General features: G+C 74.2%; 16 protein-coding genes. 8 read left to right on the forward strand and 8 right to left on the reverse strand.

The features are described from left to right. Nucleotide 1: 1 nt before the first annotated feature. Together AOM05_RS07960 and AOM05_RS07965 are read right to left on the reverse strand one after the other, a co-directional pair. Complete coding sequence (locus tag AOM05_RS07960; protein WP_062521051.1) at nucleotides 2–583, reverse strand: TetR/AcrR family transcriptional regulator; 582 nt, start codon at nucleotides 581–583, stop codon at nucleotides 2–4. 54 nt (nucleotides 584–637) lie between these two features. After that, entirely contained in the window at nucleotides 638–1,135 is a 498-nt protein-coding gene (locus tag AOM05_RS07965) for a DUF3145 domain-containing protein (protein WP_062289286.1), read from the reverse strand. Nucleotides 1,136–1,288: 153 nt separating this feature from the next. On the opposite strand from AOM05_RS07965, the gene AOM05_RS07970 reads away from it, so the two are divergent. Further along, nucleotides 1,289–1,969, forward strand: a complete 681-nt coding sequence (locus AOM05_RS07970) for an NAD(P)H-hydrate epimerase (protein WP_062521053.1) — start codon at nucleotides 1,289–1,291, stop codon at nucleotides 1,967–1,969. Between the two features lies 1 nt (nucleotide 1,970). Here the strand turns inward: AOM05_RS07970 and def are convergent, their stop codons facing one another. Further along, a complete protein-coding gene (gene def / locus AOM05_RS07975) occupies nucleotides 1,971–2,468 on the reverse strand; it encodes a peptide deformylase (RefSeq protein ID WP_062521056.1) in 498 nt (165 codons plus the stop codon). Nucleotides 2,469–2,512: 44 nt separating this feature from the next. On the opposite strand from def, the gene AOM05_RS07980 reads away from it, so the two are divergent. Then, nucleotides 2,513–3,070: a GNAT family N-acetyltransferase gene (locus AOM05_RS07980; protein WP_062521058.1), complete on the forward strand. Its 558-nt coding sequence runs from the start codon at nucleotides 2,513–2,515 to the stop codon at nucleotides 3,068–3,070. A gap of 5 nt (nucleotides 3,071–3,075) precedes the next feature. Further along, nucleotides 3,076–3,921, forward strand: coding sequence for an NAD(P)H-hydrate dehydratase (locus AOM05_RS07985; RefSeq protein WP_062521060.1), 846 nt, complete (start codon nucleotides 3,076–3,078; stop codon nucleotides 3,919–3,921). A gap of 9 nt (nucleotides 3,922–3,930) precedes the next feature. Here the strand turns inward: AOM05_RS07985 and AOM05_RS07990 are convergent, their stop codons facing one another. The 4 genes from AOM05_RS07990 to AOM05_RS08005 form a co-directional block, all read right to left on the reverse strand. Then, nucleotides 3,931–4,503, reverse strand: coding sequence for a hypothetical protein (locus AOM05_RS07990; RefSeq protein ID WP_062521062.1), 573 nt, complete (start codon nucleotides 4,501–4,503; stop codon nucleotides 3,931–3,933). A 65-nt stretch (nucleotides 4,504–4,568) separates the two neighbouring features. Then, on the reverse strand, nucleotides 4,569–5,147 hold the full coding sequence (locus tag AOM05_RS07995) for a hypothetical protein (RefSeq protein ID WP_062521064.1): 579 nt from the start codon (nucleotides 5,145–5,147) through the stop codon (nucleotides 4,569–4,571). Next, nucleotides 5,144–5,443 carry a DUF1905 domain-containing protein gene (locus AOM05_RS08000; RefSeq protein ID WP_062521066.1) on the reverse strand — a complete coding sequence of 100 codons (300 nt, stop codon included), beginning with the start codon at nucleotides 5,441–5,443 and terminating at the stop codon, nucleotides 5,144–5,146. Before AOM05_RS08000 ends, AOM05_RS07995 begins: the two co-directional genes overlap by 4 nt. Continuing rightward, entirely contained in the window at nucleotides 5,440–5,967 is a 528-nt protein-coding gene (locus AOM05_RS08005) for a gluconokinase (protein ID WP_062521069.1), read from the reverse strand. The genes AOM05_RS08000 and AOM05_RS08005 overlap by 4 nt, the downstream gene beginning before the upstream one ends. Before the next feature lie 149 nt (nucleotides 5,968–6,116). Here AOM05_RS08005 and AOM05_RS08010 point away from each other — a divergent pair, with 149 nt between their 5' ends. The 5 genes from AOM05_RS08010 (at nucleotide 6,117) to AOM05_RS08030 (ending at nucleotide 12,363) form a co-directional block, all read left to right on the forward strand. After that, the gene (locus AOM05_RS08010; protein WP_156165112.1) at nucleotides 6,117–7,820 is read left to right on the forward strand and encodes a hypothetical protein; all 1,704 of its coding nucleotides are present in this window, start codon (nucleotides 6,117–6,119) and stop codon (nucleotides 7,818–7,820) included. Nucleotides 7,821–7,924: 104 nt separating this feature from the next. Continuing rightward, on the forward strand, nucleotides 7,925–8,509 hold the full coding sequence (locus tag AOM05_RS08015) for a 2-oxoacid:acceptor oxidoreductase family protein (protein ID WP_062521073.1): 585 nt from the start codon (nucleotides 7,925–7,927) through the stop codon (nucleotides 8,507–8,509). Then, entirely contained in the window at nucleotides 8,502–9,731 is a 1,230-nt protein-coding gene (locus AOM05_RS08020) for a transketolase C-terminal domain-containing protein (RefSeq protein WP_062521075.1), read from the forward strand. The genes AOM05_RS08015 and AOM05_RS08020 overlap by 8 nt, the downstream gene beginning before the upstream one ends. Beyond that, on the forward strand, nucleotides 9,728–10,723 hold the full coding sequence (locus tag AOM05_RS08025) for a thiamine pyrophosphate-dependent enzyme (RefSeq protein WP_062521077.1): 996 nt from the start codon (nucleotides 9,728–9,730) through the stop codon (nucleotides 10,721–10,723). The genes AOM05_RS08020 and AOM05_RS08025 overlap by 4 nt, the downstream gene beginning before the upstream one ends. Next, on the forward strand, nucleotides 10,720–12,363 hold the full coding sequence (locus AOM05_RS08030) for an NAD(P)-binding protein (RefSeq protein ID WP_062521079.1): 1,644 nt from the start codon (nucleotides 10,720–10,722) through the stop codon (nucleotides 12,361–12,363). Before AOM05_RS08025 ends, AOM05_RS08030 begins: the two co-directional genes overlap by 4 nt. A 78-nt stretch (nucleotides 12,364–12,441) precedes the next feature. On the opposite strand, the gene AOM05_RS08035 is transcribed toward AOM05_RS08030, so the two are convergent. Beyond that, nucleotides 12,442–12,645: a cold-shock protein gene (locus AOM05_RS08035; protein ID WP_062521081.1), complete on the reverse strand. Its 204-nt coding sequence runs from the start codon at nucleotides 12,643–12,645 to the stop codon at nucleotides 12,442–12,444. Nucleotides 12,646–13,023 lie beyond the last annotated feature (378 nt).

Here is a 13,023-nt window from a genome sequence, read left to right on the forward strand (position 1 = left end):
GTCAGTGCAGGCCGGACTCGAGCTGCGCGAGCCCGGCGTCCAGGACGTCCTCGATCGGGTCCTCGGAGTGGCCCGCCCACCACACGGCCGAGGCGATGATGGCGCTGGTGACGGCGTGGCCCGCGGTGCGCGCCTCGAGGCTGTCCTCGGCATACGCGCCGCCCTTGGCGAAGTGGCGCGACAGCTCCTCCGTCATGTCCCCGAGCCCGCGGATGCCGGCAGCGAACACCTCCGCGGATGCGCCGATGATCTGGAGCCGCACCCGGGAGATCTCCTCCTCCTCGGACGGGACGCCGAGCGTCTGGCGCATCGCGGCGCGCAGGCCGGACATGCCGGGCGCGGTCGCCGGGTCCTCGAGGAGCTCGGCCAGGCGCCGGTAGGTGGCGAAGAAGTCGCGCCACACCAGGTCCGCCTTGTTGGTGAAGTGGCGGAACAGCGTGCGCCGCGACACGCCGGACCGCTCGGCGATGTCGTCCATGGACACCGCCGCGTAGCCGCGCTCGGCGAACAGGGTCGCGGCGATGCGTGCGATCTGGTCGGGATCCGCGATCTGGGGGCGCCCGGGGCGGCGGTGCTCTGTCACACCTTCACCCTAACGCTCCTGGTGACCGCCCACACGAGTTCTGACACCCGCGGGTCAGCCGACCCGGTGGAGCCAGCGCACCGGCGCGCCGTGGCCCGCGTAGCGGAAGGGCTCGAGCTCCTGGTCCCAGGCGGTCCCGAGCGCGAGGTCCATGGCGCGCGCGAAGTCGCCCATGGTGGCGCCGTTGTCGAGCGCGGCGCGGATGCGGTCCTCGGGCACCACCGTGTTGCCGTGGACGTCGATGACGGCGTGGAAGATCCCGAGCGACGGCGTGTGCGACCAGCGGCCGCCGTCGGCGCCGAAGGACGGCTCCTCGGTGACCTCGTAGCGGACGTGCTCCCAGCCGCGCAGCGCGGACGCGAGCTGCGCGCCGGTGCCCTGCTGGCCCTGCCACGCCACCTCGGCGCGGAGCAGGCCGGAGCCGGCGGGCTGGTCGGTCCAGTCGAACTGGGCGCGCGAACCCAGCACTCCCTGGGCGGCCCACTCGATGTGCGGAGTCATCGCGCGGGTCGCGGAGTGCACGAAAAGGACACCACGGGTGATTGCAGCCATGACCTTTTCCTTCCTCTGAGGTGCGTCTTCCCCTACGACCTCGAAAAGAAACTGCCGGTTGCACCGGGTGTGCGGTCACGATTCTGCCTCACCCGGGCGGGATGCGCCAGCGCCGCGCCGCGAGTGTCGGAGGCTCGTGCGAGGGTGGAGGGCATGGGCACCAGCGAGAACATCGTCACGGTCGCGGACCTGCGGGCCGCGGAGGCGCGCACCATGCGCGAGGTCCCGGAGGACGTGCTGATGGACCGGGCCGCGGTCGCGGTGGCCGATGCCGCGGTCGGGTTGGCCTCGGAGCGCGGGCTGCCGCTCGAGCGGCTGGGGGTGTGCGTGGTCGCGGGGCCGGGCAACAACGGAGGCGACGCGCTGCTCGCGGGGGCGCTGCTCGCCGGGCGTGGCGCGCTCGTGGTGGCGGTCGCGGTGGGCGACCGGGTCCACGAGCGCGGCGCGCGCCTGCTCGCGGAGGCCGCCGGGCCGGGTGCGCTGTCCGGGGTGGACTTCCCGCTCGGTCGCGAGCGGGTCCTCGACGCCGACCTGGTGATCGACGGCTTCTCCGGCATCGGCGGCCGCCTGGGGCTGCCGGACGCGGCCTACGGGATCCTCGGGCGCGCCGTGGACGCCGGGCGGCCCATCGTGGCGGTGGACGTGCCGTCGGGCCTCGCGGCGGACTCCGCGGAGGTGCCCGCCCGCGACTCGCCCGACGCGCCGCCCCGTCACGTGGTCGCGGACGTCACCGTCACGTTCACGGCGCCCAAGCGCTGCCTCGTGGAGGCGCCGGCGTCCGCCGCGGCCGGACGCGTGGTGGTCGCGGACGTCGGGATCGACCTCGAGGGCTGAGTCAGCCCTGCTCGAGGGACTCGCGCAGCTCCCGCATCGCCTTCTTGCGCACGTCCTTGCGCAGGCGGTCCAGGTAGAGGTGGCCGTCGAGGTGGTCGACCTCGTGCTTGATGAGGCGCGCCCAGATCTCCTCGCCGTCGATCTCGACCTTGTCGCCGTTGAGGTCGGTGCCGACGGCGCGCGCGTACGCGGGCCGCTCGCACGGGTACCAGAGGCCGGGCACCGAGAGGCAGCCCTCCTCCCCCAGCTCCTGGTAGTCCTCGCTCACCTCGACGATGTCGGGGTTGAGGATGTAGCCGATCTCTCCGTCGATGTTCCACGAGAACGCCCGCAGCGACACGCCGATCTGGTTCGCGGCGAGCCCCGCGCGGCCGTCGTGGTCCACGGTCTCGACCAGGTCCTCGACCAGCTGCCGCACGCGGTCGTCGACCACGGTGATGGGCTCGCAGGGGGTGCGGAGGACGGGGTCTCCCACGACTCGGATGTCACGCATTGCCATGGCGGTATCCTCCCACGCCCGGGACGTGGGCGTATCGTCGGGATATGACGCTCGAGACCGCGAGACTCCTGCTACGGCCGTTCACCACGGAGGATGCCGCGGACGTCCACGTCTACGCCTCGGACCCCGCCGTGTGCCGGTTCACCGAGTGGGGACCCAACTCGGAGGAGGACACGCGGGCGTGGGTCGCGCACGCCGAATCCGCCGGTATCCCCTCGCATTGGGCGATCACGCTGAGGGACGATGCGGTGGGTGCGGCGGGCGCCATCCCCGCCGGCACGGTGGTGGGCGGGGTGGGCGTCTACGGCGAGGACCGTGGCCCGCTCGACGCGAGCCCGGGGGTGCGCGAGCTGGGCTGGGTGGTGCGCCGCGACCTGTGGGGACGCGGCATCGCGACCGAGGCGGTGCGCGCCGTCATCGAGGCGCTCATCAAGGAGGACGAGCTCCGGCAGGTCCACGCGCGCTGCCGGCCCGAGCACAAGGCCTCCGCCAAGGTGATGGCGCACCTGGGCCTTTCCCTGGTGCGGCGCATCGAGAACGACGTCGAGCGCGACGGCCAGTGGATGCACTCCGACCTCTACGCGCTGTCCCTGGCCCGTTGACCCCGATGCGCCGCTGGGAGCGCGCCGACGTCGCGGCCGCCTGGCCGGTCCCCGGCGCCGCGGACGACAAGTACTCGCGCGGCGTGCTCGGGGTGATCGCGGGCTCCGAGGCGTACCCGGGCGCGGCCGCGCTCGTGGTCTCGGGTGCGATCCGGAGCGGCGCCGGGATGGTGCGCTACGTCGGGCCGGCGCGCGCGCAGGATCTGGTGCTCGCTCACCGTCCCGAGGCGGTGGTCCACCACCCCGTCGACGTGGCCGAACGCGTCCCGCGCGCGCAGGCCTGGGTGCTCGGGCCCGGGGTCTCCGACTATCCGGAGCAGGACGCGGCGATCGGCGCGGTGATCGCGGAGTCCGCGCCCATGGTGGTCGACGCGGGAGCGCTCGAGACCGTCGCGCGGGCGCGCGCGGCCGGCGTGCGCGCGGTGGGCGCGGAGCGCGTGCTCCTCACGCCGCACGCGGGCGAGCTGGTGCGCACGCTCGAGGCGCTGCGGCACGACGTCACCCCCGCGGACGTCGAGCGGGACCGGGTGGGCCACGCGCGGCTGCTCGCCGAGACGGCGCGGGCGACGGTGCTGCTCAAGGGGGCGGTCACGCTGATCGTCTCCCCCGGCGGCGCGGCGATCGAGCTGCCCGAGGCGCCCGCGTGGCTCGCGACGGCGGGCGCTGGCGACGTGCTCGCGGGGATCGCCGGAGCGCTGCTGGCGTCGGGCCTCACGGCGGACGTCGCGGGCGCGAGCGCGTCGTGGGTGCACGCGCGGGCCGCCGAGCGCGCCTCGGACGGCGGACCCCTGGCGGCGCTCGACGTCGCGACCGCGGTGCCGCAGGTGGTGGCGGAGCTGCTGCGGTCCTAGACCCGGGGCTCAGAAGCCGGGGCCGAAGAGGACCACGATCGCCCACCACACCACCGCGAACAGCCCGGCGGCGCCGATCGCTCCCGCCCACCCGCGGCGCGCGGGGGTGGCCGCGACCCACGGCAGGATCGCGCGGGTGAGTCCCGCGGTCACGCCGCACGGCACCCCGATCGCGAGCGCCGTGTAGAGCCCGCCCACCGCGTGCAGCGACTGTCCCAGCGAGATGAAGACCACCAGCGGCACGGCGAGCAGCGCACCCATCACCGCGAAGCCGCGCGACGCCGCCCGGGTGGACGCGTGCGCGGTGCGGGCGAACACCCAACGGCCGAGCGTGTGCGCGATCACCGGCACCCCGATCACCGCGACGATCACGTTGACGATCGCCACCGCCACGAACATCGCGAGACCCTCCATGCCGGCGGTGTCCGGCGCGAGCGCGTTCGCCAGCGGCGCCGCCGCGAGCGCGCAGCCCAGGGCGATGAGTCCGTAGAGCGGGATCCCGATCGCGGTCGCGAGCCACGAGGCCTGCGCGCCGCCGAGGGCGCGCGCCGTGGGTGAGACGTCGGTGTCGGTGCTGGACATCAGATCCCTCCGATCGGGCGGCAGCGGTGGCGCCCACGCCTTCAGTGTGGCAGGGGACGCGGCCGTCAGTCCGGCGCCCCGCCGAGCGGCCACGCCGTCCCCAGCAGCGCCAGCACGGCGCACGCCAGCAGCACCGAGATGACCGCGGCGATGGCGAAGCCGGTGAACACCGTCTCCGAGCGCCACACGCGGGGCAGAAGCGCGCGCGTGAGGCCGGCGACCAGCGCGCACGGCGCCACGATCGCGATGGCGACGAAGGCGATCGCCGCGGGCTCACCGCTCAGCGCGGCCACCGCCGCGGCGGGCAGCAGCCCGAGCAGGCCGCCCATGAGGGCGAACCGACCCGCCGCAGCGGAAGTCGGCAGCGACCCGGTGCGCGTGTGGACCCAGCGGCCCACCGTGTGGGCGACCGCCGCGATCCCCACCACCACGATGAGCGCGGTGGTCGCGAGCACCGCGGCCTCCGTCGCGTCGAGCGTCGCTCGGACCTCCGCGTCCGCGTCGGTCAGCGCCTCCCAGACCTGGGCGCCCGCATACGCGAAGGCGGTGCCGAGCACCGTGTAGAGCGGCACGTCGACGGCGACGGCCACCCACGACGCGACGAAAGGGCTGGCCGGCGCCGGCGTCGCGTGCGCGCGGGTCATGACAGCGGGGTGAGCCTCAGCGACGCCGTCGCGCCCGGCTCGAGCGACTCGGCCTTGAGGACCGCGCGCTTGACGGGCAGCACGAACGTGCGCCGCTCCTTGGACGGGAAGATGCTGGTCCGCCACGTGGTGGCGCCGATCGCGACCTCGACCTTGACGGCGCCGAACCCGCGACGCGGCCCGGTCTGGGCGTCCTCGATCTCGTCGGCGATGTCGAACGGCAGGTCCGCGAAGATCCAGGTATCCGTGCGGGCGTCCCACGCGTAGAGGGTCGCCTCGAACTCGTAGCCGGTCACACGAGCGACGCTAGCGCGCTCTCCACGATCCGCGCCACGGGCTGCGTCGCGTCGACGCGCACGCCGGGCTCGTCGGGCGCGAGCGGCTCGAGCGTGGCGAACTGCGACGCGACCAGCGCGGGAGGCATGAAGTGGGACGCGCGCGCGGACGAGCGTCGCAGTGCCTCCTCCTCGCTGATCGCGAGCTCGACGCAGCGCGCCCCCGGAGCGGCCGCGCGGATGCGGTCCCGGTAGGCCCGCTTGAGGGCGCTGCAGGCGACCACGGCGCCTCCCCCGGCCGCCGCATCGTCCAACGTGCGCCCCACCCGATCGAGCCACGGCCACCTGTCCGCATCCTCGAGCGGGACGCCGGCCGCCATCTTCGCGACGTTCTCCGCCGGGTGGAGGTCGTCGCCGTCGATGAACGGCACGCCGAGCGCCGCGGCGAGCGCCGCCCCGACCGTGGACTTCCCGGTCGCGGAGGGTCCCATCACCACGATCAGCGGCGGTGCGGCGGCGACGACGGGATGGTGCGTGGGGGCCATGTCACGACAGTAGAGGCTGGGGCCCCGTGTTTCGCGCGCGTTAAATCTTCGCATTCCCTACATATCGGACACGCGAATGGGCTTAACCTGCCCCTCGGGGGCCGGCGCGTCCCTCGCGCTCTCACGCGGGTCGCCGGTCGAGGGGGACCATGCTGACAGGTTCATGGAGGCACGCGCGCCGCGCCGGAGCGACGCGCGCAGCCGTGCTGGCCGCCGCGATCGCGGTGGCGCTGCTCGGGCTGGTGCTGGCGCCCGCGAGCGCGATGGCGACCGGGCTCGAGACCGGATACCCGGCGCCCTCCCCTACCCCCCGCGAGCCGGCACCGGACCGCGAGCCGGCACCGGACCGCACGCCCGCGCCGCCCGCGGTCCAGGACCCGCCCGAAACCTCCTGGGTCGCGCCCGTCACCTGGTGGGTCGCGCCCGTCGCGGTCGCGGAGACCAAGAAGAAGCGCACGCGAGAGCGCCCCGAGCCCGCCGCGGAGCCGGTCGCCCTCGCTCCCGTGACCCCCACGCCGCTGACGCTCGCGTGGAGCTTCGACCTCGCGGGCGAGGACGGCCTCTCGCTCGACGGCAGGACCCTGAGCCCGGGCGACCGCATCCGGATCCGCGCCGGCGGCCTGCCGGCGGGCGGCGAGGTCACCGTCGACCTGCACTCGACGCCGCTGGAGATGGGCGCGGGCACCGTGTCCGCGACCGGCGACCTCACCATGACCGTGGCGGTGCCCGCCGCCGCCGAGCCGGGCGACCACCACGTGGTCGCGACCCTCACCGCCGAGGGCTTCGCCCCCTCCTCCGCGTCCGCGGCGGTGACGGTCGACGGCGGCTACCAGTGGCTCTCGCCCACGGTGCCGACGCTGGCGGACCTCCACTTCACCCCGCTCAAGGTCGCGGCGACCGCGACCCTCGCCTCGGCGTTCCTGCTGCTCGCGGCGATCCCGGCGGAGCTCCTCCAGTCCACCCTTACCGAGAACTACGGCCGCGCATTCGGTTGGACCGCGCGCCGCACCCGCCGCACACGCTGGCACCTGCTACCGCGCGCGCTCCGCCGGCCGTGGCTGCTGAGCGGCATCACCGTCGCGGTGGCGACGCTCATCCTCGGGTTCGGCCAGACGGGCTGGGGTTTCGGCAGGGAGGCCGCGATCACGTTCGTCAGCCTGTTCCTGTCGCTGACCGCGCTCAACCTGGGCCTCAACGCGGGACGCCTGGTCGCCGCGCGGCGACGCCTCCGCACGCCCGGGCGGATCATGCCGATGCCGGGCGCGCTCGTGGTGGTCGCGGTGTCCGTGGTGATCTCCCAGCTCCTGCAGGTCGAGCCGGCGCTGCTCTTCGGAGCCGTGGTGACGGTCCAGTACGGCCGGGCGCTCTCCGCGCGCAACGAGGGACGGCTCGCGCTGGTCGGCGTCGCGTCCGCCTTCACGCTGGGCCTGGTGGCGTGGCTGCTGCTCAGCCTGCTCGAGACGTTCTTCACGGGCGAGCCGGGCACCGCGGTGATCCTGCTCGAGGAGACCCTCGCCGGGATCGTGCTCGAGACTCTCGCCGCGCTCGTGGTGGGCCTGCTGCCCTTCACCTATCTGGACGGCAAGGCCATCCACGACTGGAACCGTCGCGCCTGGGGCGCCGCCTACTTCGTGGCGGCGGCGGCGTTCGTGATCATCGCGGTCCCCACCGGGGACGACTGGCAGGAGTCCCAGACCCCGCTGCTCACCTGGCTGCTGATCGTGGGCGGCTTCGGCGTGATCGCCCTGACCGCGTGGGCGGTGTTCCGCTTCATCCCCGAGCAGGCCCGGCGGGCGCAGGCGCAGCAGGACGCGCCACCCGCGGAACCCGAGCGGGAGACCGCCGGGGTCTGACCCCCGGGACCTCGGTCCCGCCCACGACACCCCCACCGGCATACCGTGAAGGGGTGGCCCGCCACGGGTGCCGGGCCGCGACGCGGTGCCGGTCGGAGGACCCCATGAGGCAGGTGAGGATCCATGGGCGCGGCGGCCAAGGGGTCGTCACGGCCGCGGAGATGCTCGCCCGCGCGGGCTTCCTCGCCGGCCACGAGGCGCAGGCCATCCCGTCCTTCGGATCCGAGCGCACAGGCGCGCCCGTGGTCGCCTACTGCCGGTTCGCCGACGTCCCGCTGCGCACCCGGGAACCGGTGCTCGCGCCCGACGTGGTGCTGGTCCAGGACCCCACGTTGCTCGCCTCGGAGCACCCGTTCGCGGGCCTCGCTCCCGGCGGGATCGTGGTGGTCAACACCGAGGCCGACGCCGTGGACGTGCGCGAGGCCGCCGGCGCCACGGACGTCGACGCGACGGTCCTCACGGTCCCCGCGCTGCGCATCGCCCTCGCGCGGCTGGGACGGCCCAAGCCCGCGGCCGCGATGCTCGCGGCGTACGCCGCGGCATCGGACGACATCACGCTCGACGCGGTGAAGGCCGTGTTCAGGGACCGGTTCCCCGGATCGGTGGGCGAGGCGAACGCCCAAGCGGCGGACGATGCGTTCGCCCACGTCCGTACGGCCCTCACCCGGGAGGGGGCGGACCATGCGTGAGGTGCTCGAGGGCTCGCAGGCCGTGGCCCGCACCGTGGCGCGCTGCCGCCCCGGGGTGGTGTGCGCGTACCCGATCTCCCCGCAGACCCACATCGTCGAGGCGCTGTCCGTGATGGCGCGCACCGGCGAGCTGGCCGACTGCGAGTACGTCAACGTGGAGTCCGAGTTCTCCGCGATGTCGGTCGCGATCGGCGCGTCCGCCGCCGGGTCGCGCGCGTACACCGCGACCGCCTCGCAGGGGCTGCTCTACATGGCCGAGGCCGTCTACAACGCGGCCGGGATGGGGCTGCCGATCGTCATGACCGTCGCCAACCGCGCGGTGGGCGCGCCCATCAACATCTGGAACGACCACTCCGACGCGATGGCGATGCGCGACGCCGGCTGGCTGCAGCTGTTCGCGGCAGACAACCAAGAGGCCGCCGATCTCCACGTCATCGCGTTCGCCGCCGCCGAGGAGCTGGGGATCCCCGCGATGGTGTGCATGGACGGGTTCGTGCTCACCCACGCCTCCGACGTGGTCGAGCTCGCGACCGCTGACCAGATCGACGCGTTCCTGCCGCCGTACCGCCCGCAGCAGGTGCTCGACGTCGACCACCCCACCACCATCGGCACCATGGCCGGTCCGGAGTCGTTCACCGAGACCCGCTACCTCCAGCACCTGCGCTTCCTCGACGCCGCCGACGTCATCGCCGCCTGGTCCGACCGCTTCCGCGCGGCGTTCGGGCGCGAGGCGGGAGGGCTGATCGCCCGCTACTCCCCCGACACGCTGGACCGGGACGCCCAGGCGCCCCCCGCATCGTCCACCGACCTCACCGTGGTCGCGATGGGATCGGTGGTCGGGACGCTGCAGGCGGCGCTCGCGCCGCTGCGGGCGGAGGGAGTGCCGGTGCGGCTGGTGGGGGTGTCCTCGTTCCGGCCGTTCCCGGAGGCGGCGCTGCGGGATGCGCTCGGCGGGTCCCGTCACGTGCTGGTGGTGGACCGGGCGCTCGAGCTGGGCGCGGGCGGGGTGCTCACCGGGTCGGTGGGGCGGGCTCTCGCGGGAACGCGGTCGCGGATCCACTCGGTGGTCGCGGGGCTGGGCGGGCGACCCATCCTCGAGGCGTCCCTGCAGGACGCGGTGCGGCGCGCCCTCGCCGGGGACCTGGGAGCGCTCGAGTTCCTCGACCTCAAGACCGGCGGCGTTCCGGTGCCGGCCGCGGGCGCGTCGGAGGTGACGCGATGACCACCGTGCACATCCCGTTCCTGCAGACCGGCACGCTCGCGGTGGGCGGGCGGCTGCTCACCGAGGAGGAGCGCTCCGTCCAGTCCCACGCGGACCGGCCGTCCTCGCTCACCAAGGGCCACCGGGCGTGTCAGGGCTGCGCGGAGGCGCTCGCCGCGCGCTGGGTGATGGACACCGCGGTCGAGGCGGCGGGCGGCAAGCTCGTCGTGGCGAACGCGACCGGCTGCCTCGAGGTGTTCTCGACGCTGTACCCGGAGAGCGCGTGGAAGCCGCCGTGGATCCACTCGCTGTTCGCCAACGCGGCGGCGGTCGCGACCGGGATCGCGGCGTCGCTCCACGCGCAGGGTCGCGACGACGTCCGCGTGCTCGCCCAGGGCGGCGACGGCGGGACGGTGGACATCGGGCTCGCGGCGGTGTCGGGCATGTTCGAGCGCAACGACGACGTCCTCTACGTCTGCTACGACAACCAGGGCTACATGAACACGGGCGTCCAGCGGTCCTCGGCGACGCCGGCGACCGCGCGCACCGCCACCACTCCCGCCGTCGGGCGGCATCCGGGGCAGGCCTTCGGGCAGGGCAAGTCGATGGTGAAGATCGCGATGGCGCACGAGATCCCGTACGTCGCCTCCGCGACGCCCGCCGACCTGCGCGACCTCGAGGCGAAGGTCCGCATCGCGATGTCGATCCGCGGCGCCCGCTACCTCCACGTGCTGGTGCCGTGCCCGCTCGGGTGGGGCTCCGCATCGTCGGCGTCGATCGCGCTCGCGCGCGCGGCGGTGCAGTCGGGGATCTTCCCGGTGGTCGAGGCGCGCGCGGGCGAGCTCACCGGGGTGGAGCGGATCCGCGAGCGCGTCGATGTGTCCGAGTACCTGCGCCCCCAGGCCCGGTTCGCGCACCTGTTCAAGCCGGGCGGCGAGGACGCGCTCGAGCGGTGGCGCGCGCTCGCGGAGGCGAACATCCGCCGCTACGACCTGCTCGGAGGTGCCCGATGAGCGGCCACGACTCTCCCCCGACTGTCGGCGTCTCGACCGGCCCCGCCACCTCGCTGGCGTATCACACCGGGACCTGGCGGACCGAGCGCCCCGTGTACGTCGACCTCGCTCCCCCGTGCTCGCTGGCCTGCCCGTCCGGCGAGGACATCCGCGGCTGGCTGGGCTCCACCCAGGAGGGCGAGGCGGGCTTCGAGAAGGCGTGGCGGCGCCTGGTCGCGGCCAACCCGCTACCGGCGGTGATGGGTCGCATCTGCTATCACCCCTGCCAGACGGCCTGCAACCGGGCCTCGGTGGATGAAGAGGTCGGTATCAACGCGGTCGAGCGGTTCCTGGGCGACACCGCGCTCGAGCGAGGCTGGGCGCTGCCGGCGCCCGCCGCACAGTCCGGACGCCGCGTCCTGGTGGTGGGTTCGGGGCCCGCAGGGCTGTCCGCGGCCTACCAACTGCGCCAGCGGGGCCACGCCGTCACGGTGCGGGAGGCCGCCGCGGAGCCGGGAGGCATGATGCGGTACGGGATCCCCGCGTACCGGCTGCCGCGGGACGTCCTCGCGGCGGAGATCCGCCGCATCGAGGCGACCGGGGTGCGCGTCGAGTGCGGGCGACGGGTGGACAGCCTGGACGATGCGCTGGCGGAGTACGACGCCGTGGTCCTGACCGTGGGGGCCGGGGTCGCGCACCACGTGGACATCCCGGCGGGCGCGGCGTCGAAGATCGTGGACGCGATCGACGTGCTGCGCGACGTGGCCTCGGGTCATCCGCCGCTGCTGGGCCGGCGCGTCGCGGTGTACGGCGGCGGCAACACGGCGATGGATGCGGCGCGGACCGCGCGAAGGCTTGGGGCGTCGGACGCGGTGGTGGTCTACCGGCGCACGCGCGAGCAGATGCCCGCACACCCCACGGAGCTCGCGGACGCCGTGGGCGAGGGCGTGCGGGTGCAGTGGCTGTCGACCATCTCCGCGGTCGACGGGCCGCGCGTCACCATCGAACGGATGGCGTTGGACACGGATGGCGTGCCGCGCGGGACGGGCGAGTTCGAGGAGCTCGACGCGGACACCGTGCTGCTCGCCGTCGGGCAGGACGCGGACCTGTCGCTGCTCACCGACGCCCCGGACGTGGTGGTCGCGGAGGGGGTCGTGCAGGTGGATCCGGTGACGCTGATGACCGGGCGTCAGGGGGTGTTCGCCGCGGGCGACGTGTCGCCGGGGTCGCGGACCGCGACGTACGCGATCGGGCGTGGGGCGCGGGCGGCGAAGGCGGTCGACGCGTGGCTGGCTCCGCGGGTGCTGCCGGCGGAGCCGGTGGCGCGCGAGGCGGGCAGCGACCGGCTGAACCCCTGGTACTACTCGGATGCCCCGAAGCAGCACCGGTCGGAGCTGGAGGCGGCGCGGCGGGTGACGGGCTTCGAGGAGGTGCTCGCGGGCCTCGACGCGGAGCACGCGGTATTCGAGGCGCGGCGGTGCATGTCGTGCGGCTCGTGCTTCGAGTGCGACAACTGCTACGGCATGTGCCCCGACGACGCGATACGCAAGCTCGGCCCGGGGATGCGCTACGAGATCGACTACGACTACTGCAAGGGCTGCGGCATCTGCGCCGCGGAGTGCCCGTGCGGGGCGATCGACATGGTGCCGGAGGTCCGGTAGCGCCTCCGGGCACGGCGAAGGCCCGCCCCGGCGATCCCGTGAGGGACGCCCGGACGGGCCTTGCGAGTCCGCTGAAGCTTAGAGCGGGCGGATGTTCGCGGCCTGCATGCCCTTGGGGCCACGCTCGGCGTCGAACTCGACACGCTGGTTCTCCTCGAGGGTGCGGAAGCCCTGCGAGTTGATCGCGCTGAAGTGCGCGAAGACGTCGGCAGAGCCGTCGTCGGGGGCGATGAAGCCGAAGCCCTTGTCCGGGTTGAACCACTTCACGATGCCTGTAGCCATGTTGCTTGTCCTTCGTATTGCTGACCGCGATGCGGTCGGTGTTGCTACGCCGGCGGCGCCGACGTGCGTGGGTGACCGGCGGCGGATGCCGACGGACGAGTGTGGTGGGCCACGATGCGGTTCGCGCCCTGGTGGGCGGCGGGGCCGATGCGCGGTCCTGGCGGAGATATACACGCCTGGGCGCTAACGAGGCTCGGAACCCGGGTCCGCCGGGCTCGACGAGCATGCGAGCGGCTGCTCGCTCCCACGAGTGTACGGCATCGGCGCTGGGACGCCCAGGGCCGGGACTATGCGCGGGTTCAGTTGCGATGTCGACGTGTCAGTCGTGCTCCCACGGCGCCGCGATCGACTCGATGAACTCCTGGTCGTCGGAGCCCA

Origin of the sequence: Demequina silvatica, assembly GCF_000971215.1 — a bacterium.
GTDB lineage: Bacteria > Actinomycetota > Actinomycetes > Actinomycetales > Demequinaceae > Demequina > Demequina silvatica.

What these genes read in the sequence shown, in the direction of transcription:
- AOM05_RS07995 (WP_062521064.1), bottom strand. Translation starts at nt 5,147, where the DNA reads ATGACCCGCGCGCACGCGACGCCGGCGCCGGCCAGCCCTTTCGTCGCG.
- AOM05_RS08030 (WP_062521079.1), top strand. Translation starts at nt 10,720, where the DNA reads ATGAGCGGCCACGACTCTCCCCCGACTGTCGGCGTCTCGACCGGCCCC.
- AOM05_RS07970 (WP_062521053.1), top strand. Translation starts at nt 1,289, where the DNA reads ATGGGCACCAGCGAGAACATCGTCACGGTCGCGGACCTGCGGGCCGCG.
- AOM05_RS08035 (WP_062521081.1), bottom strand. Translation starts at nt 12,645, where the DNA reads ATGGCTACAGGCATCGTGAAGTGGTTCAACCCGGACAAGGGCTTCGGC.
- AOM05_RS08025 (WP_062521077.1), top strand. Translation starts at nt 9,728, where the DNA reads ATGACCACCGTGCACATCCCGTTCCTGCAGACCGGCACGCTCGCGGTG.
- AOM05_RS08020 (WP_062521075.1), top strand. Translation starts at nt 8,502, where the DNA reads ATGCGTGAGGTGCTCGAGGGCTCGCAGGCCGTGGCCCGCACCGTGGCG.
- AOM05_RS07985 (WP_062521060.1), top strand. Translation starts at nt 3,076, where the DNA reads ATGCGCCGCTGGGAGCGCGCCGACGTCGCGGCCGCCTGGCCGGTCCCC.
- AOM05_RS07990 (WP_062521062.1), bottom strand. Translation starts at nt 4,503, where the DNA reads ATGTCCAGCACCGACACCGACGTCTCACCCACGGCGCGCGCCCTCGGC.
- AOM05_RS08005 (WP_062521069.1), bottom strand. Translation starts at nt 5,967, where the DNA reads ATGGCCCCCACGCACCATCCCGTCGTCGCCGCCGCACCGCCGCTGATC.
- AOM05_RS07965 (WP_062289286.1), bottom strand. Translation starts at nt 1,135, where the DNA reads ATGGCTGCAATCACCCGTGGTGTCCTTTTCGTGCACTCCGCGACCCGC.
- AOM05_RS08010 (WP_156165112.1), top strand. Translation starts at nt 6,117, where the DNA reads ATGCTGACAGGTTCATGGAGGCACGCGCGCCGCGCCGGAGCGACGCGC.
- AOM05_RS08015 (WP_062521073.1), top strand. Translation starts at nt 7,925, where the DNA reads ATGAGGCAGGTGAGGATCCATGGGCGCGGCGGCCAAGGGGTCGTCACG.
- AOM05_RS07980 (WP_062521058.1), top strand. Translation starts at nt 2,513, where the DNA reads ATGACGCTCGAGACCGCGAGACTCCTGCTACGGCCGTTCACCACGGAG.
- def (WP_062521056.1), bottom strand. Translation starts at nt 2,468, where the DNA reads ATGGCAATGCGTGACATCCGAGTCGTGGGAGACCCCGTCCTCCGCACC.